The 23,547-nt window shown below is 73.1% G+C and carries 20 protein-coding genes; 8 read left to right on the top strand and 12 right to left on the bottom strand.

The window, feature by feature from the left end:
* Positions 1-24 precede the first annotated feature (24 nt).
* Positions 25-390 (bottom strand): response regulator, encoded by a 366-nt coding sequence (locus Q1V71_RS14425; protein WP_300644641.1) that lies wholly within the window; start codon positions 388-390, stop codon positions 25-27.
* A 169-nt stretch (positions 391-559) separates the two neighbouring features.
* Between Q1V71_RS14425 and Q1V71_RS14420 the strand changes: the two genes are divergently transcribed.
* A complete protein-coding gene (locus Q1V71_RS14420; protein ID WP_300644639.1) occupies positions 560-1,330 on the top strand; it encodes an endo alpha-1,4 polygalactosaminidase in 771 nt (256 codons plus the stop codon).
* 19 nt (positions 1,331-1,349) lie between these two features.
* On the opposite strand, the gene Q1V71_RS14415 is transcribed toward Q1V71_RS14420, so the two are convergent.
* Positions 1,350-1,889 carry a CGNR zinc finger domain-containing protein gene (locus tag Q1V71_RS14415; protein WP_300644637.1) on the bottom strand — a complete coding sequence of 180 codons (540 nt, stop codon included), beginning with the start codon at positions 1,887-1,889 and terminating at the stop codon, positions 1,350-1,352.
* 38 nt (positions 1,890-1,927) lie between these two features.
* Between Q1V71_RS14415 and Q1V71_RS14410 the strand changes: the two genes are divergently transcribed.
* Positions 1,928-2,920, top strand: coding sequence for a DMT family transporter (locus tag Q1V71_RS14410; RefSeq protein ID WP_300644636.1), 993 nt, complete (start codon positions 1,928-1,930; stop codon positions 2,918-2,920).
* Here Q1V71_RS14410 and Q1V71_RS14405 read toward each other — a convergent pair.
* Positions 2,907-3,512, bottom strand: a complete 606-nt coding sequence (locus Q1V71_RS14405; RefSeq protein ID WP_300644635.1) for a DUF998 domain-containing protein — start codon at positions 3,510-3,512, stop codon at positions 2,907-2,909. The two genes, Q1V71_RS14410 and Q1V71_RS14405, sit on opposite strands and share 14 nt — an antisense overlap.
* 259 nt (positions 3,513-3,771) lie before the next feature.
* On the opposite strand from Q1V71_RS14405, the gene Q1V71_RS14400 reads away from it, so the two are divergent.
* A complete protein-coding gene (locus Q1V71_RS14400; protein WP_300644633.1) occupies positions 3,772-4,749 on the top strand; it encodes an EamA family transporter in 978 nt (325 codons plus the stop codon).
* Here the strand turns inward: Q1V71_RS14400 and Q1V71_RS14395 are convergent.
* From Q1V71_RS14395 to mce, 4 genes are all read right to left on the bottom strand, one after another.
* Positions 4,746-5,990, bottom strand: a complete 1,245-nt coding sequence (locus Q1V71_RS14395) for an AI-2E family transporter (RefSeq protein WP_300644631.1) — start codon at positions 5,988-5,990, stop codon at positions 4,746-4,748. The two genes, Q1V71_RS14400 and Q1V71_RS14395, sit on opposite strands and share 4 nt — an antisense overlap.
* Positions 5,987-7,273 (bottom strand): hypothetical protein, encoded by a 1,287-nt coding sequence (locus Q1V71_RS14390; RefSeq protein ID WP_300644629.1) that lies wholly within the window; start codon positions 7,271-7,273, stop codon positions 5,987-5,989. The genes Q1V71_RS14395 and Q1V71_RS14390 overlap by 4 nt, the downstream gene beginning before the upstream one ends.
* A gap of 195 nt (positions 7,274-7,468) precedes the next feature.
* Positions 7,469-8,818, bottom strand: a complete 1,350-nt coding sequence (ccrA, locus tag Q1V71_RS14385; protein WP_300644628.1) for a crotonyl-CoA carboxylase/reductase — start codon at positions 8,816-8,818, stop codon at positions 7,469-7,471.
* 159 nt (positions 8,819-8,977) lie between these two features.
* Complete coding sequence (gene mce, locus Q1V71_RS14380; RefSeq protein ID WP_300644627.1) at positions 8,978-9,430, bottom strand: methylmalonyl-CoA epimerase; 453 nt, start codon at positions 9,428-9,430, stop codon at positions 8,978-8,980.
* Positions 9,431-9,628: 198 nt separating this feature from the next.
* Here mce and Q1V71_RS14375 point away from each other — a divergent pair, with 198 nt between their 5' ends.
* The 5 genes from Q1V71_RS14375 to Q1V71_RS14355 all read left to right on the top strand — a co-directional run bounded on the left by Q1V71_RS14375 (position 9,629) and on the right by Q1V71_RS14355 (position 14,889).
* On the top strand, positions 9,629-10,819 hold the full coding sequence (locus Q1V71_RS14375; protein WP_300644625.1) for an acetyl-CoA C-acetyltransferase: 1,191 nt from the start codon (positions 9,629-9,631) through the stop codon (positions 10,817-10,819).
* Positions 10,803-11,759: a methylmalonyl Co-A mutase-associated GTPase MeaB gene (gene meaB, locus Q1V71_RS14370; RefSeq protein WP_300644623.1), complete on the top strand. Its 957-nt coding sequence runs from the start codon at positions 10,803-10,805 to the stop codon at positions 11,757-11,759. Before Q1V71_RS14375 ends, meaB begins: the two co-directional genes overlap by 17 nt.
* A 75-nt stretch (positions 11,760-11,834) precedes the next feature.
* A complete protein-coding gene (locus Q1V71_RS14365; protein WP_300644621.1) occupies positions 11,835-13,043 on the top strand; it encodes an acetyl-CoA hydrolase/transferase C-terminal domain-containing protein in 1,209 nt (402 codons plus the stop codon).
* 48 nt (positions 13,044-13,091) lie between these two features.
* The gene (locus tag Q1V71_RS14360; RefSeq protein ID WP_300644620.1) at positions 13,092-14,048 is read left to right on the top strand and encodes a tetratricopeptide repeat protein; all 957 of its coding nucleotides are present in this window, start codon (positions 13,092-13,094) and stop codon (positions 14,046-14,048) included.
* A gap of 28 nt (positions 14,049-14,076) precedes the next feature.
* Entirely contained in the window at positions 14,077-14,889 is an 813-nt protein-coding gene (locus Q1V71_RS14355; RefSeq protein WP_300644619.1) for an EI24 domain-containing protein, read from the top strand.
* Positions 14,890-14,967: 78 nt separating this feature from the next.
* Here Q1V71_RS14355 and Q1V71_RS14350 read toward each other — a convergent pair whose 3' ends face one another.
* From Q1V71_RS14350 to Q1V71_RS14330, 5 genes are all read right to left on the bottom strand, one after another.
* Positions 14,968-15,858, bottom strand: a complete 891-nt coding sequence (locus tag Q1V71_RS14350) for an NUDIX hydrolase (protein ID WP_300644618.1) — start codon at positions 15,856-15,858, stop codon at positions 14,968-14,970.
* Positions 15,859-15,975: 117 nt separating this feature from the next.
* Positions 15,976-18,189, bottom strand: a complete 2,214-nt coding sequence (glgB, locus tag Q1V71_RS14345; protein ID WP_300644616.1) for a 1,4-alpha-glucan branching protein GlgB — start codon at positions 18,187-18,189, stop codon at positions 15,976-15,978.
* Positions 18,186-19,697 carry a hypothetical protein gene (locus tag Q1V71_RS14340; RefSeq protein WP_300644615.1) on the bottom strand — a complete coding sequence of 504 codons (1,512 nt, stop codon included), beginning with the start codon at positions 19,695-19,697 and terminating at the stop codon, positions 18,186-18,188. The genes glgB and Q1V71_RS14340 overlap by 4 nt, the downstream gene beginning before the upstream one ends.
* The gene (treS, locus tag Q1V71_RS14335; RefSeq protein WP_300644614.1) at positions 19,694-21,442 is read right to left on the bottom strand and encodes a maltose alpha-D-glucosyltransferase; all 1,749 of its coding nucleotides are present in this window, start codon (positions 21,440-21,442) and stop codon (positions 19,694-19,696) included. The genes Q1V71_RS14340 and treS overlap by 4 nt, the downstream gene beginning before the upstream one ends.
* Positions 21,439-23,427, bottom strand: a complete 1,989-nt coding sequence (locus Q1V71_RS14330; protein ID WP_300644613.1) for an alpha-1,4-glucan--maltose-1-phosphate maltosyltransferase — start codon at positions 23,425-23,427, stop codon at positions 21,439-21,441. Before Q1V71_RS14330 ends, treS begins: the two co-directional genes overlap by 4 nt.
* Positions 23,428-23,547: the final 120 nt, after the last annotated feature.

Here is a 23,547-nt window from a genome sequence, read left to right as displayed (position 1 = left end):
CCCGCTCCCGGGTCGGCGACTCCCTCAGGTGGGGCGCTCGGCGCCGGCCAGCTGCTCGACGGCCTCGACCAGCCCCGCGGCGGTGAAGGGCTTCACCAGCACGCGGTCCACGCCGGCCGCCAGCGCCTTGGCGTGGTCGGGCAGCGCGGTGACCATGAGCAGCGGCAGCGAGGTGAGCGCCAGCTCGCCGCGCACGGCGGCCGTGAGGCCGAGGCCGTCCAGGCGCGGCATGTTCCAGTCGAGCACCACGATGTCCGGGACCTGCTCGCGGATCGACCCGAGCGCCTCCAGCCCGTCCCCGGCCGTGGTGACCTCGTGACCGGCCTTGCGCAGGAACAACGACATCAGCAACGACAGGTCGGGGTCGTCGTCGACGACGAGGATGCGCATCGATGGTCTCCTGGGACGGCTCTGGGGGAGTCCCGCTGGGGACAAGGGTGGCACAGCGCTCCACGCCGCGCCGGGGAACCGGGGGAGGGGTCGCTCACGTCCCGGCACGTGGGACGACGGCTCGGGGCGGACGCCGCCGGGGCGGCTGTCGTGGGGCTAGCGTGACCGGGTGGTCAGCAGTGTCCTCGCCGCCGTCGTCGCAGTGCTCGCCGCGGCGGTCCCGGCCCAGCCGACCCCGCCGGCACTGCCTGCCGCGAGCGACTGGGACTACCAGCTCGGCGGTGTCTCCGAGCCGCCCGAGCACGTCGGGATCGTGGCCCGCGACCGCACCGAGGCGCCGACGCGGGCGGAGGAGGGGCGCTACGACCTCTGCTGCGTCAACGGCTTCCAGACCCAGCCGGATGAGAAGCGCTTCTGGCGCCAGCGGTGGGCGCTGGTGCTGAAGGACGGGCGCGGGCGGCCGGTGGTCGACCAGGCGTGGGGCGAGTGGCTGCTCGACCTGCGCACCGCCGCCAAGCGCGAGCGGCTGGCCCGGATCGTCGGTGGGTGGACCGCCGGGTGCGCCGAGGACGGCTTCGAGGCGGTGGAGTACGACAACCTCGACTCCTTCACCCGCAGCGACGGCTTGCTGCGGGCGCGGCACGCGACGGCGTACGCCGCCCTGCTGGTGGAGGCGGCGCACGGGGTGGGTCTGGCTGCGGCGCAGAAGAACCGCGCGGGCTGGGACGGGACTCGGGTGGGCTTCGACCTGGCGGTCGCCGAGGAGTGCGGTCGCTACGACGAGTGCGACGCCTACACCTCGACGTACGGCGACCAGGTGCTGGTCGTGGAGTACCGCCGGGTGGACTTCGAGGAGACCTGCGAGGGGTTCGGTGAGCAGCTGCCGGTGCTGCTGCGCGACCGCGACCTGGTCGCCGACGGGCTGCGGGAGTGGTGCTGAGCGCCGCTCCCAGCGTGGATCAGTCCCCGCCGGCCTGGCGGGCGCGGTAGGCCGCGACGGCGTTCCGGTTGCCGCAGGTGGTGGAGCAGAAGCGCTTGGACCGGTTGCGGGAGAGGTCCAGGACGATGCCGTCGCAGTCCTCGTCGTCGCAGGTGCCGAGGCGCGACATCTCGTCGGCGCGGATGACGTCGATCATCGCCATCGCGGTCTCGACGGTCATGCGGGTGGCGAGGGCGGCGTCGGGGGAGACGGCGTGCACGTGCCAGTCGTAGGGCTCGTGGCGCACCAGCTGCGGGACGGCTCCGGCCTCGGCGAGCATCCGATTGACCATGCCGACGGCGTCCTCGCGGGAGGCCGTGAAGAGGCTGCGGAGCTCGGCGCGCAGGGCACGGACCTCGTCCAGCTCGGCCCGGGTGCGCTGGTGGCGACCGGTGTACTGGAAGCGCGAGTAGAACTCGTCCAGGTCGGCGACGGTCTGCAGGGTGTCGGGCTCCGAGGCGGTGTTGACCAGCTCGACCGCCGCTTGGAGCGACATCGCGGTGTCATGGGCGAATACCATTTTGACAGATTACTACGCCGACCGTACCGTCATGTGTCATGACGACTTTGACCCATGACGCCTCCCGAGGCGCCTCCGTGTCGCGGGTGCCGGCGGGGCTCGCCTTCGCCCTGGTCTCCTCGCTGTCCTTCGGGCTGTCCGGCGCGGTGGCGCGTGGACTGCTGGACACGGGCTGGTCGCCGGGGGCGACGACGCTGATCCGCGTCTCGGTCGCCGCGCTGGTCGTCCTGCCGCTCGGGCTGGTCGCGCTGCGCGGGCGGTGGGAGCTGCTGCGGCGCAACGCCTCGCTCGTCCTCACCTACGGCGTGCTGGCGGTCGCCGGCGCGCAGTTCTGCTACTTCTCCGCGGTCCAGCACATGCAGGTCGCCCCGGCGCTGCTCATCGAATACACCGCGCCTGCCGCGGTCGTGGTGTGGCTGTGGCTGCGCCACGGCCAGCGCCCCGGCCCCGTCACCCTGGCCGGCGCCGCGCTGGCCGCGGCCGGCCTGGTGCTGGTGCTCGACGTGGTCTCCGGGGCCGACCTGAGCGTGCCGGGCGTGCTGTGGGCGCTGGGTGCGATGGTCGGCGCGACGGCGTACTTCCTCATCTCCGCCGACGAGGACAACGGCCTGCCGCCGCTCTCGCTGGCCGCCGGCGGCCTCGTGGTCGGCGCGGTCGCCCTCGGCCTGCTCGGGCTGGTCGGGCTGCTGCCGATGGACGCCGGCACAGCCGACGTGTCGTACGCCGGGGCGGCAGGCGGCACGGTCGCCTGGTGGGTCCCCGTGCTGGTGCTCGGGCTCGTCACCGCCGCGCTCGCCTACACCTCCGGCATCGCCGCGGGGCGCCGGCTGGGCTCGCGCCTGGCGTCCTTCGTGGCGCTGACCGAGGTGCTGGCCGCGGTCGTCGCCGCCTGGCTGCTGCTGGGTGAGCTGCCGCGCGGCATCCAGCTGGTCGGCGGACTCGTGGTGCTGGCCGGGGTCGTCACCGTCAAGCTGGGCGAGGGCCGTGGCGCCCACCTCGCCGAGCGGCCCGAGCCGGTCATCCAGAACTGACGCGCGTCTCCCGCCACGCCCACCAGGCCAGCGCGACCAGCACCGGCCAGAGGGCGAGCCGCTCGAGCGCGCCGGTGACCGGGGTGTCCCCGAGGGCGATGAAGGCGACCGCCGCCGCGGCGGTCACGACTCCTGTGAGGGTGAGCGCGCGGGCCGTCCTCGGCTGCTCCCGCCGCACTCGCGCCCCGAGCAGCAGCAGCGCCAGCGGCTGGGCGACGAACAGGGGAGCGGCCGCCAGCAGGTGCAGGGTCGCGTCCTGGTCCTGCGGCGCCAGCCCCGTCGCCACCGAGCTGAGCCCGGAGACCACGAGCAGCGCGGTCACCAGCGGTCCGAGCCTTCGGTGCAGCAGCGTCGCTCCCAGCGCGAGCAGCACGCCGAACACCACGAACGAGCCGTTCATCAGCGCGTGCCGCGGCGAGCAGTACGCCGCCGAGCAGCCGACCTCCCCGAGCCGGCTCACGGTGTCGCGCGCGAAGCCGTAGCCGCCGGTCGTCGCCGCGGCGACCACGACCTCCGTCGCGACGTACGTCGGGCGCACCAGCAGGGCCAGGACGCCCCAGCGCTCGAGGTGGGGGCGGGTGGCTCGGGGCACGCGGTCACCGTAGGCGGTGGGGAGGGGAGCCGTTGCCGGTTGGCGCCCCGCTCGCGGCGCTATGACGCAGATTCCTCCGTGGTGTGATGATCGTGGAGATGGTGGTCCACCCGATGGACCAAGGCCTCCACGATCTCGAAGCTGCGCGTCGATCTGGGCGGAGTGACGCGACCGAGAGCGCCGGGCCCCGCGCAGTCCGACCGGCGAGACGCTCCGGAACTCGCTGGCTGCCGCCCCGGCGTGCCTCCACGCTGTGCGGGTGGGCCCCCTCCTGATCCTGGTCTCCGCCACGTGCTTCGGCGCGATGGCGGTCTTCGGGAAGCTCGCGTACGCCGCCGGCGTGCCGGCCCCGACGCTGGTGCTGCTCCGGTTCGCGCTGGCCTCGCTCGTCCTCGTGGCCGCCGTGCTCGCCCTGCGGGTGCGGAGCGGCCGCCCGGCGCTGCCGGTGGAGGGACCCGGGCGGCGACGACTGGTGCTCACCGCGCTCGCCCTCGGGGGGATCGGGTACGCCGCCCAGGCCTCGCTCTACTTCGCCGCGCTCGAGCGGATCGACGCGGCGCTGGTGGCGCTGGTGCTCTACACGTTCCCGGTGATGGTGACCGTCGCGTCGGTGCTGCTCGGGCGTGACCGGCTCACGCCGGCCCGGGCCGCGGCCCTGCTGGCGGCCACGGGCGGGACGGCCCTGGTGCTGGTGGGTGCGGGGGCGGTGTCCTTCGACGCTGCCGGGGTGGCCCTCGCCTTCGGGGCGGCCCTGACCTACACCGTCTACATCCTGGTCGGGGAGACGACGGTCCAGCGGGTGCCCGCGCTGACCCTGACCGCCCTGGTGATGGTCGGCGCCACCGTCACCCTCGCCGGCCGCGCCGCGCTGGCCGGCGGGATCGACCTGGACCTCGGAGCCGAGGGCTGGGGCTGGATCGCCTGCATCGCCCTGGTCTCGACCGTCGTGGCGTCCACGACGTTCTTCGCCGGCCTGCGTCGCACCGGGCCCTCGGCCGCCTCGATCCTCTCCACGTTCGAGCCCGTCGCCACGGTGGCCCTGGCGGCGCTGGTGCTGGGGGAGCGGCTCACGGGTCTGCAGGCGGTCGGCGCCGCCCTGGTGCTGTCCTCGGTCCTGCTGGTGCAGCTGCGACGCCGGCCCGTTGTCGACGCGCCGGTCCCGCTGGTGGACGCGCCCGTGCCGGCCGCCGTCGAGGAGCACGCGGCGGGGCCGCGCCCCGCGGACGGACAGGCCTAGCTGGCGTCCTGTCGCCGCACGTAGACCTCGCGCAGCAGCATGAGGATGCCCGCGGCGGTGGGGATGGCGAGCAGAGCACCGACGACACCGAGCACGGCCGCGCCGACCAGGGCGCTGATGACGATGACCGCGCCAGGCAGGTCGACCGAGCGCGACATCACGCGCGGGTAGATGAGGTAGTTCTCGACCTGCTGGTAGACGACGTAGAAGACGATGCAGATGATCCCGGTCTGGACGTCGGTGGCGAAGCCGATCGCGACGACGACGACCGCGCCGAGGGTGGCCCCGATCATCGGGATCACGCCCAGCAGCGCGACCACGGTGGCCAGGGCGACGGCGTACTCCCCGAGGCCGACGGCGAAGAGGAAGACCAGCGAGGACAGCCCCGCGACCAGCGCCACCAGGAAGGCGCCGGAGACGTAGCCGCCGATGCCGGCCAGCACCCGGTCGCCGAGCCGGCTGACCCGGTCGCGGCGCGAGGCCGGGGCCAGGCGGTAGACGGCGGCCTTGGTGGTCTCCATCGAGGCGAGGAAGTAGAGCGTCAGCACCAGGATGATGAAGGCGTTGAACACGGCCCCGAGCAGTGCCAGGCCCAGTCCCAGCACCCCGCCGAAGAGGCCGCTGATGAAGTCGCCGCTGGCGACGTACTCCTTGGCCCGCTCGAGGACCTGGTACTCCGCCTCGAGGTCGCGGATCCGCTCGTTGGACTGCAGCTGGTCGAACCAGCCCGGCGCCCGGTCGGTCAGCGCGCTGACCTGGTCGGCGATGACCGGCACGATCGCGAAGACGAATAGCGTGACGCCCGACAGGAACGCGACCGTGACGGTGAGGACCGCGAAGCCGCGGCGCAGGCCGTGCCGCTCCAGGAAGAGGACGGCCGGGTGCAGCCCCGCCGCGAGGAACAACGAGACCACGATGAGCAGCAGCGTGCTGCCGATGGCCAGGAGGGTCGTGCCGAGCCACCAGGCGGTGAGGGCCCCGAGCCCGCCGAAGAAGCCGAGGTAGAACGGCGCCCGGCGGTCCAGCGGGGGACCGGGGTGCCCGAGGTGGTCGGGGCCACCGACCAGGCCGACGTGCGCGTCCTCGTCACCGTCCCCGTCGGCGGCCTCGTGCTCCTCGACCATCGCGACGGTCTCGTCGTCGGCCAGGCGGGAGTGGTCGTGCTCCTGCGCCGCCTCCGGGTGGCGCGAGGGGGCCGGGCCGGGCCGTTCGTCCTCCGGCCCGCCCGACCCGGTGCTCACTTCGAGCCCGCCTCGGGGTCCGCTGCCGGCGCGTCGTCGTCGCGGCCGAAGCCGGACACGATGTCGGCCAGCGAGGCCAGCTGGGCGGTGATGCCGTCGCGGCGCTTCTGCAGCCGCTCGACCTCCGCGCGCACCGCGGCGAGCTCGCGCTCGGCCTCGGCGGTGCCGGACGTCGAGATCGACTCGGCCTGCTTCTGCGCCGAGGTGACGATCTGCTCGGCCTCGCGACGGGCCCGCTGCAGCAGGGCGTCGGCCTCGGCCTGGGACTGCTCGCGGTACTGCGTGGCCTGGGTCGTGGCCTGGCGGCCGCGCTCCTCGGCGGCGGTCGCGCGCTGCTCGGCCTCCTGGACCAGGCGCTGGGTCTCGGCCATGGCGCTCTCGTGGTGGTCGGCGGCCTCGCGGGCCAGCCGCTCCTTCTCCACCGCCAGGGTGCGGCGCGCCTCGGTCACCTCGCGGTCGGCGGCCGCGCGGGCCTTCTCGACCTCGCGCTGCGCGGCCGTGCGCATCTCGGTGGACTCCTGCTGGGCGGCCAGCCGCAGCTGCTCGGCCTCCCGTTGCGCGGAGGCACGCAGGTCGGCGGCCTCGCTGCGGGCCAGCGAGCGCTCCTGCTCGGCGTCGGTCAGCAGCCGGGTGCGGTGCTCCTCGAGCTCGGCCAGCTGGACCAGGCGCATGTCCTCGGCCTCGCGGGCGGCGTCGGCACGGATCGCCTTCGCGTCGCGCTCGGCCTGGGTCAGGATCTCGGCGGCGTCGCGCTGGGCGGAGGCGCGCACGTCGGCGGCCTCCTCCTCGGCCAGGCGCAGCATCGCGCTGGCGCGCCCGCCCAGGCCGGCGTACGACGGTCGCTCCATCTCCGCGAGCTCGGTGCGGACCTTCTCCAGCTCGGCCTCCAGCTCGGCGACGCGCCGCTCGGTGGCCACGACGCGGGAGGCGTCCTCGGACTTCTCCGCGAGCAGCTGGCGCAACCGCGTGTCGACCGCGGCGACGTCGTACCCGCCGCGGCGCACGACCGGGAAGGCACTGCCGCTCGGCGGAGGCACGGGCGCGGCGCCGCGGGCAGGCGCGGGAGCCGGCGGCACGACGGGACGCTGGGCCGTGGGCTGGCCGGTCGCGGACCCGCCCGCGGCACGGCCGGCGCCGGCGGCGGAGCCGGGCCCGGCCTGCGCGTCGGGGGTGCTCGGCTTGCTCGCGGAGCTCGCCGAGGCTCCCTGGACGGGGATCACCTGGGTCTTGTCGTCGGGGGAGCCGGGCTCCTCGTCGAAGATGGACAGGCCCTGGTCGCTCATGGAGGACAACCTACTTCCAGTCGTGGGAGTGCGGTGGCGGGCCCCATCATGGCGCGGGGCCCCGGTGGGACACACCCGGAGGACGCCTGCGGGGCCTGAGAAGTTGCCGTGCTTCCGGGTCCGGACCGGCTGGGGACGCCACGAGGGCCGCCCCTGCGGGACGGCCCTCGTGGTGGGAGCAGCAGGTGCGGCGGCTCAGACTCCGCGGAAGCGGTTGATCGCGTCGAGGTGCTTGGCGCGCTTCTCGTGGTCGCGCACGCCCAGGCCCTCCTCGGGAGCCAGGCACAGGACGCCGACCTTGCCCTGGTGCTTGTTGTGGTGGACGTCGAGGGAGGCCTGGCCGACCTCGTCGAGGGTGTAGGTCTTCGACAGGGTCGGGTGGATCTTGCCCTGGTCGATGAGGCGGTTGGCCTCGTAGGCCTCGCGGTAGTTGGCGAAGTGGCTGGAGACGATCCGCTTGAGGTTCATCCACAGGTAGCGGTTGTCGTACTCGTGCATGTAGCCCGTGGTCGAGGCGCAGGTCGTGATGGTGCCGCCCTTGCGGGTGACGTAGACCGAGGCGCCGAAGGTCTCGCGACCGGGGTGCTCGAAGACGATGTCGATGTCCTCACCGCCGGTGAGCTCGCGGATCTTCTTGCCCAGGCGCTGCCACTCCTTGGGGTTCTGCTCGGTGTTGTCCTCGTTCCAGAACTTCCAGTTCTCCTCGGAGCGGTTGATGATCATCTCCGCGCCCATGGAGCGGCAGATCTTGGCCTTCTCCTCGTTCGAGACCACACAGATCGGGTTGGCGCCGCCGTTGAGGGCGTACTGCGTCGCGAAGCCGCCCAGGCCGCCCGAGGCGCCCCAGATCAGGACGTTGTCGCCCTGCTTCATCTGGCCGGCGTTCTTGGAGACCAGCTGGCGGTACGCCGTGGCGTTGACCAGGCCCGGGCTGGCCGCCTCCTCCCACGTCAGGTGGGCCGGCTTCGGGAGCAGCTGGTTGGACTTGACCAGCGCGATGTGCGCGAGCCCGCCGAAGTTGGTCTCGAAGCCCCAGATCCGCTGCTGCGGGTCCATCATCGTGTCGTCGTGGCCGGCCGGGTCCTCGAGCTCGACGCTGAGGCAGTGCGCCACGACCTCGGCGCCCGGCTTCCACTGGGTCACGCCGGGGCCGGTCTTGAGCACGACGCCCGCGAGGTCGGAGCCGACCACGTGGTAGGGCAGGTCGTGACGCTTGGTGAGCTCGGAGAGCCGGCCGTAGCGCTCGAGGAAGCCGAAGGTGGAGACGGGCTCGAAGATCGAGGTCCACACGGTGTTGTAGTTGATCGCCGAGGCCATGACCGCGACGAAGGCCTCGCCGGGACCGAGCTCGGGCAGGGCGACGTCCTCGACGTGGAGGCTCTTGCGCGGGTCCTTGTCGCGGGTGGCGACACCCTCGAACATGTCGACCTCGTCCTTGTGGACGGTCACGGCGCGGTAGGACTCGGGCAGGGCAAGGTTCGCGAAGTCCTGCGAGGCCACGTCGCCGGAGTCGAGGGCCTGGATCGCGTCGAGGATGTGCTGCACGGGGTGGCTCCTGTGTCGTCGGGAGTCGGTCGGGGCGGGTGCCCGCGACGGCGGGCTGAGATTACCGATGGGTAACAGTGACGGGAAGGGCGTCTCGCGGGCCAGTGGCTGTGACGCACGCCATGGAGGGCCCGTCAGCCGGTCCGGTCCGGCGGCGGGTCAGTGCGCCGCGTGGGCGGCGGGCTCGACGATCTCGACGAGGATGCCGCCGGCGTCCTTGGGGTGGACGAAGTTGATCCGGCTGTCGGACGTGCCGCGCTTGGGCGCGTCGTACAGCATCCGCAGGCCGCGCTCGCGCAGGATCGCGGCGACCTGCTCGACGTCGGTGACGCGGTAGGCGATCTGCTGGCAGCCCGGGCCGTTGCGGTCGATGAACTTGGCGATCGTGGAGGACTCCGACAGCGGCGCGAGCAGCTGCACGCAGGAGCCGGAGTCGCCGACCGCCATCATCGCCTCGCGCACGCCCTGCTCCTCGTTGGTCTCCTCGTGCGCCAGCGTCATCCCGAAGGTGTCGCGGTAGAACGCGATCGCCTCGTCGAGGTCCGGCACGGCCATGCCGACGTGGTCGATGGCGGTGAAGAGGTGGGCGGGGATGTCCAGGGGTGCGCTCATGGCCGCATCGTCGTACGACGGGGGCGGGCGCGACAACGCACGTGCGGAGGTTGTGACGAGCGACTCACCGGACGTCCGACGGACGCCTCTCGCCGCCGAGGTGACTCGTGGGTAGCCTGAGCCGGTCCCGGCCCGGCGCGCCGCGAACCTCGGCGTGCCCCGGGGGTCGGGCCCACGCCAGCACTGGAGGAGAACCCCATGTCCGGAACCGTCATCGTCGCCGGGGCACGCACCCCGATCGGCCGCCTGCTCGGCGGGCTCAAGAGCTTCTCGGCCGCCGACCTCGGTGGCTTCGCGATCAAGGGCGCCCTGGAGAAGGCCGGCGTGTCCGGTGACCAGGTCGACTACCTGATCATGGGCCAGGTCATCCTCGCCGGCGCGGGCCAGAACCCCGCCCGCGCGGCCGGCCTCGCCGGTGGCCTGCCCGCCTCGGTGCCCTCGATCACCATCAACAAGGTGTGCCTCTCGGGCCTGAACGCCATCGCCACCGCCGACCAGATGATCCGCGCCGGCGAGGCCGACATCATCGTGGCCGGCGGCATGGAGTCGATGACCAACGCCCCGCACCTGCTGCCGAAGTCCCGCGAGGGCTTCAAGTACGGCGACACCGCGCTGGTCGACTCGATGGCCTACGACGCGCTGTTCGACCAGGCCACCCAGCAGGCCATGGGCGGCCTGACCGAGGCCTGCAACGCCGCGACCGACCAGTTCACCCGCGAGGAGCAGGACGCCTTCGCCGCCGCCTCGCACCAGAAGGCCGCGCTGGCCTGGAAGAACGGTGTCTTCGACGAGGAGGTCGTCCCGGTCTCGATCCCGCAGCGCAAGGGCGACCCGGTCGTCGTCTCCGCCGACGAGGGCGTGCGCGGCGACACCACCGCGGAGTCGCTGGGCAGCCTGCGCCCCGCCTTCGCCAAGGACGGCACCATCACCGCCGGCACCTCCTCGCAGATCTCCGACGGCGCCTGCGCCGTGGTCGTGATGAGCAAGGCCAAGGCCGAGGAGCTGGGCCTGGAGTGGCTGGCCGAGATCGGCGCGCACGGCATGGTCGCCGGCCCCGACTCCACCCTCCAGCTGCAGCCCGCCAACGCCACCAAGAAGGCGTGCGACAAGGAGGGCATCTCGCCCGCCGACCTCGACCTGGTCGAGTTCAACGAGGCCTTCGCCGCGGTCGGCATCGCCTCGGCCCGCGCGCTCGGCCTCCCCGACGAGAAGGTCAACGTCAACGGTGGCGCGATCGCCCTGGGCCACCCGGTCGGCATGTCCGGTGCCCGCGTGGTGCTGCACCTGGCCCTGGAGCTCAAGCGCCGCGGTGGCGGCACCGGTGCGGCCGCGCTGTGCGGCGGCGGCGGCCAGGGCGACGCCCTGATCGTGCGTGTCCCGAAGAGCTGACGCCTCGGCGGTCCCGGACCTGGTCGAGCGCGCACGCGCCGGCCAGGCCCGGGCCGTCGCCCGGCTCGTCTCGCTGGTCGAGGACGAGTCGCCCCTGCTGCGGCCGGTGATGGCGGCGCTCGCGCCGCACACCGGCCGTGCCCACGTGGTCGGCCTGACCGGCGCCCCCGGCGTCGGGAAGTCGACCTCGACGAACGCCCTGATCGGCGCGCTGCGCGCCGCGGGCAAGCGGGTAGGCGTGCTCGCCGTCGACCCCTCCTCGCCGTTCTCCGGCGGCGCCCTGCTGGGCGACCGGATCCGGATGCAGGACCACGCCTCCGACGAGGGCGTCTTCATCCGCTCGATGGCCTCCCGTGGCCACCTCGGCGGGCTCTCCTTCACGACCCCGCAGGCCGTGCGCGTCCTCGACGCCGCCGGCTTCGACGTCGTGCTCGTCGAGACCGTCGGCGTGGGCCAGAGCGAGGTCGAGGTCGCCGGTCTCGCCGACACCACGATGGTGCTCCTCGCCCCCGGCATGGGCGACGGCATCCAGGCCGCCAAGGCCGGCATCCTCGAGGTCGGGGACGTCTACGTCGTCAACAAGGCCGACCGCGACGGCGCCGAGCGGCTGCGCCGCGACCTGCGCAACGGGCTTTCGCTCGCCGAGCGCGCGGAGGGCTCCTGGAAGCCGCCGATCGTGCTCACCGTGGCGCAGTCAGGGCAGGGTGTCGAGGAGGTCGTGGCAGCGCTGACGTCGCACCGGGAGTGGCTGGGGGAGACCGGCCAGCTGGCCGTGCGCCGCGCCCGACGCGCCCGGGCCGAGGTCGAGGCGGTCGCGGTCGCCGCGCTCCGCGCGCGGTGGGAGATCGGCGACCGGTCCTCCCTCGACGCGCTCGCCGAGGCGGTCGCGGCCGGTGAGACCGACCCGTACGCCGCTGCCGACCGGCTGCTCGGGGACTGACGCGCCCCGGGCCTGCCGCGGAACGGGCCCGACCGGGCGGGTGGGTGCGGGTGCCGTGTCTGCTCTGATGGGGGAGTGGACCTCGCGACGCTGCTGGCCGACCTCCCGGACGACCCGCGGGTCGTGGTCACGGGCAACCACGCCAGCCCCGGGCACCTGCTCGGCCTGGTCGACGGGCTGCTGCCGGCGTACCGGCTGTGGATGCTCAACGCCCAGCGCGGCATCCCGGACCGCGACGGGGTGGTGCTCGAGACACCGTTCGTCGGGCCGGGGATGCGGCGCAGCCCGCGGTTGCGCTACACGCCCTCGCGGCTCTCGCTGGTGCCGCGGCTCTTCCGCACCACCCAGCCGCCGGACCTGGTGCTCCTGCACACGACCCGCCCCCGCGGCGGGAGGGTGTCCCTGGGCACCGAGGTGAACATCCTCCCGGCTGCCATCGAGGCGGCCCGCGCGCGAGGTGGCCGGGTCGTGGCGCAGGTCAGCGACCAGGTGCCCTGGACCTTCGGCGACGCCGAGCTCGACCTCGAGCACGTCGACCTGCTGGTGGAGGCGGACGAGCCGCCCGTGCCCGCGGCGCCGGCCCGGATCGACGACGAGGCGGCCCTGATCGGCGAGCAGGTGGCCGCGCGGGTCGGCGACGGCGCGACCCTGCAGGCCGGGATCGGCGCGGTGCCCGACGCGGCGCTGCGCGGGCTGGTCGGCCGACGGGGGATGCGGGTGTGGACCGAGATGTTCTCCGACTCGATCCTGGCGCTGGAGCTGGCGGGGGCGCTGGACCCGGACGTGCCGATCCACGCCTCCTTCCTCTTCGGCACCCCCGAGCTGCTCGCCTGGGTCGACGGCAACCCGCGGGTGCGGATGATCCGCACCGAGACCGCCAACGACCCGGCGCTGATCGCGCGGAACCCGGCCATGACCAGCGTCAACACCGCGCTCCAGGTCGACCTCTTCGGCCAGGCCAACGCCTCGCGGATCAACGCGCGCATCCACTCCGGCTTCGGTGGCCAGACCGACTTCATCGTCGGCGCGCTGCACAGCGACGGTGGGCAGGCGCTGATGGCGCTGCGCTCCTGGCACCCGAAGGCGGACTGCTCCACGATCGTGCCGCTCGTGGACGAGCCGGTCACCTCCTTCCAGCCCACCGCGGTCATCACCGAGCAGGGCGTCGCCGAGGTGGCCGGCCACGACGAGCGGTCCCAGGCGCGGCACCTGATCGAGCACGCGGCGCACCCGCAGGTCCGCGAGGAGCTCCGCGAGGAGGCGGTCGCGCTGGGTCTGGCGTGAGGGGCCTCGCCTGACCGGGGGGGACCGACGCTTCCTAGGATGTCGGCCATGACGCAGCAGCCGTTCTCCCGACCCGGTGCGATCGACCTCTCCGCGCTCAAGCGCCCCGCCCCACAAGGTGCTGCGGGTGGCGCGGCCGGCGGCGCCGGCGCGCAGGGCGGCTCCGCGGGGGCCGGCGGCGGGTCGGCGTACTCCGTCACCGTCACCGAGCAGAACTTCCAGGAGGTCGTCGAGTCCTCGATGACCGCGCCGGTGCTGCTGGTGTTCTTCTCCGCCAGCCGGCTGCCGGAGAGCGAGCAGATGGCCCGCGACCTCGCCACGGTCGTCGACGAGCACGACGGGCGGTTCCTGGCCGGGCTGGTCGACGTCGACGCCACGCCCGCGATCGCCCAGGCCGTGCAGCTGCCCTCGGTGCCGTTCGTGATGGCCGTGCTCGACGGTCGTCCGCAGCCGCTGCTCCAGGACGTGCTGGGGATCGACGAGCTGCGCACCGTGCTGCAGCAGGTCGGCCAGCAGCTGACGACCCAGGGGATCGCCGGGCGCCACCAGCCTCGCGCCGCCGCTCCCACCGCCGGCGGCGAGGAGCCGGCGACGGACCCGCGCTACGCCCCGGCGCAGGACGCGCTCGAGGCCGGTGACGTGGACCGGGCGGTGGAGGAGTACCAGAAGCTGGTCTCGGCCAACCCCGCCGACACCGAGGCGGCCGCCGGCCTGGCGATGGCCAAGGTGCTCCAGCGGACCCAGGGCGTGGACCTGCAGGCCGCGCGCGCGGCGGCCGCGTCCGCCCCCGACGACGTCGACGCCCAGACCCTGGTCGCCGACCTCGACATGCTCGGCGGCCACGTCGAGGACGCCTTCGCCCGGCTGGTCGAGCTGGTGCGACGGACGTCGGAGAAGGAGCGCGACCGCGCCCGCGACCACCTGCTCGGGCTCTTCGCCGCCGTCGGCAACGACGACCCCCGCGTGCTCAGCGGCCGGCGGGCCCTCGCCTCGGCGCTTTTCTGAGCCGCGGGTCCGAGGCGGTGGCCAGCCGATGACTGCGCCGATGACCGGGCCGATGACCGGTCCGGTGCGGGGAGTCGCCGGCGGTCCGGCGTGCCTCCTGCGCGGCCTCGGCATGTGGCGTCGCCGCCCGGGTCTGATGCTGCTCGGGATGCTGCCCGCCCTGCTGGTGCTCGTCGCGGTCCTCGCCGGGCTCGTCCTGCTGCTGCTGCACGTCTCGGACCTGGTCGCGTGGGCGACGCCGTTCGCCGACGACTGGGCCGAGGGCCTGCGCTCGCTGCTGCGGCTCGGGCTGGCGGCCCTGGTGGTCCTCGGGTTCGTCGTGGTGTCCTCGCTGACCTTCACCGCGCTCACCCTCGTCGTGGGGGACCCGTTCTACGAGCGGATCTGGGCCGAGACCGAGCGTATGCTGGGCGGACAGGTGCCCGACCAGGGGCCCGGCTTCTGGAGGTCGGCGAGGGACGGGGCGGCGCTGGCCGGCACCGGGCTGCTGCTCGGGCTCGGTGTCGTGGTCCTGGGCCTGCTGCCGGTGGTCGGGACCCTCGTCGGACTCGTGCTCGGGGTGGCCGTCTCGGGCCGGTTGCTGGCCGCCGAGCTGCTGTCCCGCCCCCTCGAGGCGCGGGGCATGGACCGGGTCGCGCGTGCCGAGGTGCTGCGCCGCGACCGCGGGGCGGTGCTCGGCTTCGGCGTCGCCACCCAGCTGTGCTTCCTGGTCCCGCTGGGCGCGGTGGCCGTCATGCCCGCCGCGGTCGTGGGCGCGACGGTGCTGGCCCGCGACCTGCTCGAGCGCGAGGCGATCGGGGACGTCATACGCCCCGCAGCAGGGGACGTCCCGCCCGTATGACGTCCCGAGACGAGCGGCGGGACGTCATACGCCCCGCAGCAGGGGACGTCCCGCCCGTATGACGTCGCGAGGCGAGCCTCAGCGGCCGCTCTCGGTGTACGCCGGGCCGTGGCCGTGGAGGCTGGCCAGGGCCGACTCGATCCGGCGCGCGGTGAAGTCGGCGCAGCGCTCGCGGACCTCCTCGACCGTGCAGAACTGGGCGTCGCGGATCTCGCGGGTCTGGCGCTCGATCCCGGCGACGATCGAGGCGTCGTGGACCCCGCCGTCGAAGACCAGGCACAGGGCGTCGTCCCAGCCGCCCCACGGGGGCAGCCAGTCGGTGAGCAGCAGCCGGCCCGCGGTGATCTGGAGGGCGAGCTCCTCCTCGACCTCGCGCGCGACCGCGAGCTGCGCGGACTCACCGACCTCGACGACCCCGCCGGGCAGGTCCCAGTCGGCCTTGTAGGTCAGCTGGCACAGCAGCACCCGACCCGCCTCGTCGCGCACGAGCATCTGGCTGATCGCGCGCTTGCGGGGGAGGAAGGAGTTGAGCAGGGCGCGGAAGGCACCGGGCTCCGAGAGCGGCGGGTCGGTGGCCAGGCGGGCCAGCACGACGTACCCCGTGGCGTCGGAGTCCTCACCCGGGACGACCCGTCGCACGCCCTCGCGGCGCAGCCCGGCGCGGGTGGCGACGCGCAGCGCGGCCTCGTGGTCGGTCGGTACGTGCGCCTCGACCCGGCTCAGGCCCAGGCCGTCCTCGCGGACCGGGGCCAGCGACCAGTCGGTGAGGACCCGCACGGCGCGGGTGGCGTAGCCGCGCCCGCGGTGGGGCTCGGTGAGCTCCCACGACAGCTCGCCGGCGCGTCCGCCGACGGGGACGACGGCCACCCGGCCCACCAGTTCCTCGCCCGCGAGCACCACGAAGGTGTGCGGCTCGGCGGAGGGCTCGAGGGTGACGGTGCCGTCGGTCAGGGTCGGCTGGGCGGTCACACGACCACCTTAGGGCGCGCCGCCCAACTCCATGGCCTGCTGCGCGGCCGAGAGTCGGGAGGCACGCCCTAGACAGTGCCCGGCAACCAGTCCGGCAGCTGCCCGCTGGCCCTGCGCTCAGTCCGCTGCCCGGAACCACACGGTCCCCAGCGGCGGGAGCGAGACGTCGGCGTGCGCCGGCTGTCCGTGGTGGGCCCCCTCGACGGCGGTCACGGCACCGAGGTTGCCGACCCCGGAGCCGGCGTAGGCCTCGGCATCGGTGTTGAGCACCTCCGACCACTCACCGGCGGTGGGGAAGCCGACCCGCACCCCGTGGTGCGGCACGGCCGAGAAGTTGGCCACGCACACGACGTCGGGGTGCCCGGGGGCACGCCGCACGAAGGAGAAGACGTTGCGACCGGCGTCGTTGGCGTCCAGCCACGCGAAGCCCTCGGGGGAGTGGTCGAGCGCCCAGAGCGCGCCGGAGCCGGCGTACGCCGTGTTGAGGTCGCGCACGAGGTCGTGGACGCCGCGGTGCTCGGGGTGGTCCAGCAGCCACCAGTCGAGCTCGCGCGACTCCGCCCACTCCGACTCCTGGCCGATCTCGCAGCCCATGAAGAGCAGCTGCTTGCCGGGGTGGGCCCACATGAAGGCGAGGTAGGCGCGCAGGTTGGCCAGCTGCTGCCAGCGGTCGCCGGGCATCTTGCGCAGCAGCGAGCCCTTGCCGTGCACGACCTCGTCGTGGCTGATCGGCAGCACGAAGTTCTCCGACCACGCGTAGACCAGCGAGAACGTCATCTCCCCGTGGTGGTAGGCGCGATGGACCGGCTCGTGGGCCATGTAGGCCAGCGAGTCGTGCATCCAGCCCATGTTCCACTTGAAGCCGAAGCCCAGGCCGTCGACGTCGGTCGGGCGCGTGACACCGGGCCAGGAGGTCGACTCCTCGGCGATCGTCACCACGCCCGGCACCCGGCGGTAGACGGTGGCGTTCATCTCCTGGAGGAACTGCACCGCCTCGAGGTTCTCCCGGCCGCCGTGGATGTTGGGCGACCACTCGCCCTCCTTGCGGGAGTAGTCGAGGTAGAGCATCGAGGCCACGCCGTCGACGCGCAGGCCGTCGGCGTGGAACTCCTCGCACCAGTAGATCGCGTTGGCGAAGAGGAAGTTGCGCACCTCGGGGCGGCCGAAGTTGAAGATGTGGCTGCCCCACTCCTGGTGCCAGCCGCGCTGCGGGTTGGGGTCCTCGTAGAGCGGGGTGCCGTCGAAGCGGGCCAGTGCCCACTCGTCGGTCGCGAAGTGGCCGGGCACCCAGTCGAGGATGACGCCGATGCCGGCCTGGTGCAGCCGGTCGACGAGCAGCCGGAAGCCGTCGGGGTCGCCGAACCTGCTGTCGGGGGCGAAGTACGACGTCACGTGGTAGCCCCACGACCCGCCGAAGGGGTGCTGCATCACCGGCATCAGCTCGACGTGGGTGAACTCGAGGTCGGCCACGTAGGCGACCAGGTCGGTGGCCAGCTGCTCCCACGACCAGTGGGTGTCGTCGTAGTTCTTGCGCCACGACGCCAGGTGCACCTCGTAGGTGCTCATCGGCGCGCTCACGGCCTGCCGCTCGGCGCGCGCGGCCATCCACTCCTCGTCACCCCAGGCGTAGGAGGACTCGAAGACCTTCGAGGCGGTGCTCGCGGGCTGCTCGGCCCACTGCGCGAGCGGGTCGGCCTTCTCCCGCCAGTGGCCGTCCTGGCCCAGGATCGCGAACTTGTACGCCGCCCCGGACCCGATCCCGGGCACGAACAGCTCCCAGACCCCGGACGTGCCGAGCTGGCGCATCGGGTGCTCGCGGCCGTCCCAGCCGTTGGCGTCGGACTTCAGCCGCACGCCCCGGGCGGAGGGTGCCCAGACCGCGAACGAGGTGCCGCTGACCGGCTCCTGCCCGGGAGCGTCGTAGTGGTGCACGTGCGCACCCAGGACGGTCCACAGCTGCTCGTGCCGGCCTTCGTTGACCAGGTGCAGGTCGACCTCGCCGAGCGTGGGCAGGAACCGGTAGGGGTCCTCGAGGAGCAGCGGCTCGCCGTCGTAGGCGACGGAGAGGCGGTACGCCGGGACCTCGGCCACGGGCAGCACCCCGACCCACACGCCCTCGTGCTCGTGCGTGAGCGCGACCTCGGTGGTGCCGCCGAAGTCACCCAGCACGCTGACCCGCGAGGCCAGCGGCTTGAGCACCCGCACGGTGACCGCACCGTCGTGCTCGTGCGGACCGAGCACCGCGTGCGGGTGCCCGTGATCGCCGCGGACGAGCTGGTCGAGCTCCCCGGTGGGGACGGGCGCGGGGGCGGGTGTGCTGGCGGGGCTCATGCGGCTCCGATCTCGGCCACGGCCCGGAGCGGGATGTCCACCCAGGTCGGCCGGTTGCGGGTCTCGTAGACGGTCTCGTAGACGGCCTTGTCGGCGACGAAGGCCTCCACCAGCGTGCGCTGCTCGGGGGTCACCTCGCCACCGGCGTAGGCGACGAGGAAGTGGTTCTTGGCGCGGTTGGCCCACTCCTGGGCACGGGCGCCGCGGACCTCGCCGCCGTCGGGGTCGTCCTCGGCCCAGGTGCGCTCGACCACGCGCGGGGCGTAGTCGAAGGAGCGCAGCATCCCGGCGACGTCGCGCCAGGGGCAGTCGGGCAGCAGCCGCTCGGCCAGCGGCTTGGCCGGCTCGCCCTCGAAGTCGACGATCTTCCAGCCCAACGAGGTGCGCAGGGTCTGGCCGAGGTGGAGGTCGCCGTGGACCCGGTGCACCGTGACGTCGCCGAGGGCGGCCACGCGGCCGAAGAGTGCCTCGAGCCGCTCACCGTGCTCGGCCAGGGCGGGTGCGGCCGCGACGGCGGCGGGCAGCCGCTCGCGCATCCGTGCGGCGACGTCGCCGGCCGGCACCCGGCCCACGCCGAAGTGCTCGACCAGCAGGTCGTGCACTGCACGCAGGGTCAGGCCGAGGCGGGTCGCCTCGCCGGCGAAGTCCCCGCCGGAGGCCGAGGCGTGCACGTCGGGCTCGGAGAAGAGGGTGCGGACGCTGGCCAGCGCCAGGTCCCACCCGTCGGAGGCGGTGCGCAGGAACTGCTGGAGCATGGCCAGCTGCACGACTTCTCCCGAGTCCGAGTCCGCGGGGTCGACCGAGCCCGGCTCGACCCAGTCGACCCAGCCGTAGAGGTGGGCCACGTCGGGGGAGTCGGCGCGCGAGAGCACCTCGTGCACCTGGATGTCGGGGTTGATCCCGGGGGTCACCTTGCGAAAGACCTTGAGCAGCGCGTCCTCGCCGAAGGCCACCGAGGAGTTGGACTGCTCCCCGGAGAAGAGCGACGAGTGCGCGGAGAGGTCGAGGTCGTGGCCGGGCAGCCGGTGGAAGGCCAGCGAGCTGGCCGGGTCGTGCAGGTTGCCGCCGGGCTGCTCCGCGGCGGCCGCGAAGGCCCGCTGCCAGGCCGCCATCGCCTCGCGGTCGTGGAGGGCGTCGTAGGCGTGGACCCAGCCCAGCCCCGGCTCCTCCCACCAGCCGACGAAGGCGTGCTCGAGCCGCGCCTCGGCGTCGGTGTAGAGGGCCAGCGGGACCTGGTAGTGCTCCACGGCGTCGGGCGCGCCGGGGTCGACGTCGGTGTAGGTCACCTCGACCAGGTGCAGGGCCACCCGCGGCTCGGTCGCGCCACCGGTCGCGGCGCGGGTCTGGGTCCCGGGCACCTCGCCGAGCCGGCGTACGCCGGTGACGGAGGAGGGGCGGCCCTTGCCGGCGTACCAGCGGGTCCGCGCGAGGTAGTCGGCCAGGACCTGGGGGTCGAGGTGGTCGGTCTCCGGGCTCAGCCCCGGACGGGCATCGTCGGGCTCGCTCACAGCAGCTGGTCCTCCTCGTGGTGGCCCTCGGGCGTGGTCAGCCGGAACCAGTAGAAGCCGTACCCCGCGAGCGTCAACAGGTACGGCAGCTCGCCCACCGGGGGGAACGGCACGTTGCCGAGGAGCTCGACGGGGCGGCGGCCCTCGAAGCGACGCAGGTCCAGCTCGACCGGCTGCGGGAACCGGGAGAGGTTGTTGACGCAGAGGATCACGTCCTCCTCGCCGGTCTCCGGGTCGGTCCACTCCCGCACGTAGGACAGCACGCAGGAGTTGGATCCGCCCAGGTCGTGGAAGGTCCCCAGGCCGAAGGCCGGGTGGTGGCGGCGGGCGGCGAGCATCCGGCGGGTCCAGTGCAGCAGGGAGGAGGGGTTCTCCATCTGCGCCTCGACGTTGACCGACTCGTAGCCGTAGATGGCGTCCTGCACCACCGGCAGGTCGAGCCGGCCGGGGTTGGCCGAGGAGAAGCCGGCGTTGCGGTCGCCGGTCCACTGCATGGGGGTGCGCACGCCGTCGCGGTCACCGAGCCAGATGTTGTCGCCCATCCCGATCTCGTCGCCGTAGTAGAGCACCGGGCTGCCGGGCAGCGAGAGGAGCAGGGCGTTGAACAGCTCGATCTGGTTGGTGTCGTTGTCCAGCAGCGGGGCCAGCCGCCGACGGATGCCGATGTTGGCCTTCATCCGCGGGTCCTTGGCGTACTCCGACCACATGTAGTCGCGGTCCTCGTCGGTGACCATCTCCAGGGTCAGCTCGTCGTGGTTGCGCAGGAAGATGCCCCACTGGCAGGTGTCGGGGATGGCCGGTGTCTGCTCGAGGATCTCCGAGATCGGGTAGCGCGACTCGCGGCGCACCGCCATGAAGATGCGCGGCATGACGGGGAAGTGGAAGGCCATGTGGCACTCGTCGCCGCCGACGGAGAAGTCGCCGAAGTACTCCACGACGTCCTGCGGCCACTGGTTGGCCTCGCACAGCAGCACCCGGCCGGGGTACTCCTCGTCGACGACCCGGCGCACCTTCTTGAGGAACTCGTGGGTCTCGGGGAGGTTCTCGCCGTTGGTGCCGGGCCGCTCGTAGAGGTAGGGAACGGCGTCGAGCCGGAAGCCGTCCAGGCCCATGTCGAGCCAGAAGCGCAGCGCGTCGAGGATCGCGTCGTGCACGGCCGGGTTGTCGAAGTTGAGGTCGGGCTGGTGGTGGAAGAACCGGTGCCAGAAGTACTGCCCGCGCACCGGGTCCCAGGTCCAGTTCGAGGGCTCGGTGTCGACGAAGATGACCCGGGCGTCCTGGTAGAGCTCGTCGGTGTCGGACCAGACGTAGAAGTCGCCGTACGGGCCGTCGGGGTCGCTGCGGCTGGCCTGGAACCACGGGTGCTGGTCGCTGGTGTGGTTCATGACGAAGTCGATGATCACGCGGATGCCGCGGGCGTGCGCCTCGTCCAGGAAGTGGTGGAAGTCGTCGATCGTGCCGACCGCGGGCAGGACGCCCTCGTAGTCGGCGACGTCGTACCCGCCGTCGCGCAGCGGGGAGGGGAAGAAGGGCGGGACCCACAGGCAGTCCACGCCCAGCCACTGCAGGTAGTCGAGCTTCTCGACCAGGCCCTTGAAGTCACCGGTGCCGTCGCCGTTGGAGTCGCGGAAGGAGCGGACCAGGACCTCGTAGAAGACGGCGGTCTTGAACCAGTCGGGCGTGCTGTGCGCGGCCTCGGTCACGTCCACTCCCGAGTCGGTGGTCTCGTGCGGGGCCTGGGTCATGCGCCTCTCCTGACGGTCAGCACGTGGGCTGGTTCGTGGTGGGGGTCGAGCCGGACGTAGTTGTGCTGGCCCCAGGACCAGTCGGCCCCGGTGACCTCGTCGTGCACGACGTACCGCTCTCCCCACTCCATGCCCAAGGCCGGCAGGTCGATGTGCACGGTGGTCTCGCGCGTGGCGTGCGGGTCGAGGTTGACGACCACGATGACGGTGTCGCTGTCGGGGTCGCCGACCACGGCCTGCTTGGCGTAGACCAGCACGTTCTCGTCGTCGCTGGAGTGGACGGTCAGGTTGCGCAGCAGCTGCAGGGAGCGGTGCTCGCGGCGCACCCGGTTGAGCATCGAGAGGTACGGCGCCAGCGTCCGTCCCTCGGCCTCGGCGCCCTCCCAGTCGCGGACCCGCACCTGGAACTTCTCGGTGTCGAGGTACTCCTCCGAGCCCGGCTTGACCGCCACGTGCTCGAACAGCTCGTAGCCGGAGTAGACGCCCCACGTCGGGGAGCTGGTCGCCGCGAGGGCCGCCCGGACCTTGAACGCCGCCGGTCCGCCGTACTGGAGGTAGGCGTGGAGGATGTCGGGGGTGTTGACGAAGAAGTTCGGCCGCATGAGGTGGTCGGTCTCGCGGCTCAGCTCGCGCAGGTAGTCCTCGATCTCCCACTTCGCCGTGCGCCAGGTGAAGTAGGTGTAGCTCTGGTGGAAGCCGACCGCGCCGAGCCCGCGCATCATCGCCGGCTTGGTGAACGCCTCGGCGAGGAAGAGCACGTCGGGGTCGGTGCGGCGCACCTCCTTGAGCAGCCACTCCCAGAAGGCGACCGGCTTGGTGTGCGGGTTGTCGACGCGGAAGATCCGCACCCCGTGCGACATCCACAGCCTCACCACGCGCAGGACCTCGCGGCAGATGCCGGTCGGGTCGTTGTCGAAGTTGATGGGGTAGATGTCCTGGTACTTCTTCGGCGGGTTCTCCGCGTAGGCGATCGAGCCGTCGGCGCGGGTGGTGAAGAACTCCGGGTGCTCGGTGACCCACGGGTGGTCCGGCGCGGCCTGCAGCGCCAGGTCCAGCGCGACCTCGAGGCCCAGGCTCCTGGCGTGCGCGACGAAGGCGTCGAAGTCGGCCATCGTGCCGAGGTCGGGGTGGATCGCGTCGTGACCGCCGTCCTTGGACCCGATCGCCCACGGCGAGCCCGGGTCGTCGGGGCCCGGGGTGAGGGTGTTGTTCGGGCCCTTGCGGTTGACCTCGCCGATCGGGTGGATCGGCGGGAGGTAGACGACGTCGAAACCCATCGCCTTCGCCCGGTCCAGGCCGGTGACGGCGGTGCGGAAGGTGCCGCTGGTGATCTTCCCGGTGACCGGGTCCTTCCTGGCGCCCTCGGACCGCGGGAAGAACTCGTACCAGCTGCCGAACAGCGCGCGCTCCCGGTCGACGTACGCCGGGTAGGGGCCCTCGACGGTCAGCAGCTCGCGCAGGGGGTGGGCCAGCAGGACGGCGTCGAGCTCCGGGTCCTGGAGGGCGGCCAGGCGGGCCCCGGCCGGGCGTCCGGTGTCGGAGGCGGCCAGCACGGCGCCCTCGAGGACCTCGCGCGCCTTCGTCTCCTCCGCGGGCAGCTCGGCGAGGACCCGCTCGAAGAGCAGCCGGCCCTCGGTGAACATCAGCTCCACGTCGACCCCGGCCGGGATCTTGATGCCGGCGTCGTGCTGCCAGGTCGCCAGCGGGTCGGACCAGGCGTGCACCTCGAACGTCCACGCGCCCTCGACGTCGGGGGTGACCCAGGCGAGGTACTCGTTGGGCTCGGGGCTGGGCAGGTGCATGCGCACCGGTGGCCGCCGGACCCCGGCGGGGTCGACCAGCACGACTTCCGCAGCCAGCGCGTCGTGGCCCTCCCTGAAGACCGTCGCGGTCACGGGGAAGGGCTCGCCGACGGTCGCCTTGGCGGGCTGACGTCCCAGGTCCACCAGGGGCATCACGTTCATGACGGGGATGCGTCCGACCATGCGCACTACCCAACCGGCTGCCCCCTGCAGGTGCAAGCGGCCCCCGGGGTGAGGGGCGGGTCCGGGGGGCCGGCGGTTGAGGAGGTTGCTCTGCAACCGTCTCGAAACCCCCGGCGGTGG

Source organism: Nocardioides sp. (assembly GCF_030149505.1).
Lineage (GTDB): Bacteria > Actinomycetota > Actinomycetes > Propionibacteriales > Nocardioidaceae > Nocardioides.
The sequence above is the reverse complement of the archived record's forward strand: the minus strand, read 5'-3'. Positions and strand labels throughout refer to the sequence as shown.

Excerpts from the sequence above, each read along its gene's own strand:
- Q1V71_RS14425 (WP_300644641.1), bottom strand. The coding sequence starts at position 390 with ATGCGCATCCTCGTCGTCGACGACGACCCCGACCTGTCGTTGCTGATG.
- Q1V71_RS14415 (WP_300644637.1), bottom strand. The coding sequence starts at position 1,889 with ATGGTATTCGCCCATGACACCGCGATGTCGCTCCAAGCGGCGGTCGAG.
- Q1V71_RS14410 (WP_300644636.1), top strand. The coding sequence starts at position 1,928 with ATGACGACTTTGACCCATGACGCCTCCCGAGGCGCCTCCGTGTCGCGG.
- Q1V71_RS14390 (WP_300644629.1), bottom strand. The coding sequence starts at position 7,273 with ATGAGCGACCAGGGCCTGTCCATCTTCGACGAGGAGCCCGGCTCCCCC.
- mce (WP_300644627.1), bottom strand. The coding sequence starts at position 9,430 with ATGAGCGCACCCCTGGACATCCCCGCCCACCTCTTCACCGCCATCGAC.
- Q1V71_RS14375 (WP_300644625.1), top strand. The coding sequence starts at position 9,629 with ATGTCCGGAACCGTCATCGTCGCCGGGGCACGCACCCCGATCGGCCGC.
- Q1V71_RS14360 (WP_300644620.1), top strand. The coding sequence starts at position 13,092 with ATGACGCAGCAGCCGTTCTCCCGACCCGGTGCGATCGACCTCTCCGCG.
- Q1V71_RS14355 (WP_300644619.1), top strand. The coding sequence starts at position 14,077 with ATGACTGCGCCGATGACCGGGCCGATGACCGGTCCGGTGCGGGGAGTC.
- glgB (WP_300644616.1), bottom strand. The coding sequence starts at position 18,189 with ATGAGCCCCGCCAGCACACCCGCCCCCGCGCCCGTCCCCACCGGGGAG.
- treS (WP_300644614.1), bottom strand. The coding sequence starts at position 21,442 with ATGACCCAGGCCCCGCACGAGACCACCGACTCGGGAGTGGACGTGACC.
- Q1V71_RS14330 (WP_300644613.1), bottom strand. The coding sequence starts at position 23,427 with ATGGTCGGACGCATCCCCGTCATGAACGTGATGCCCCTGGTGGACCTG.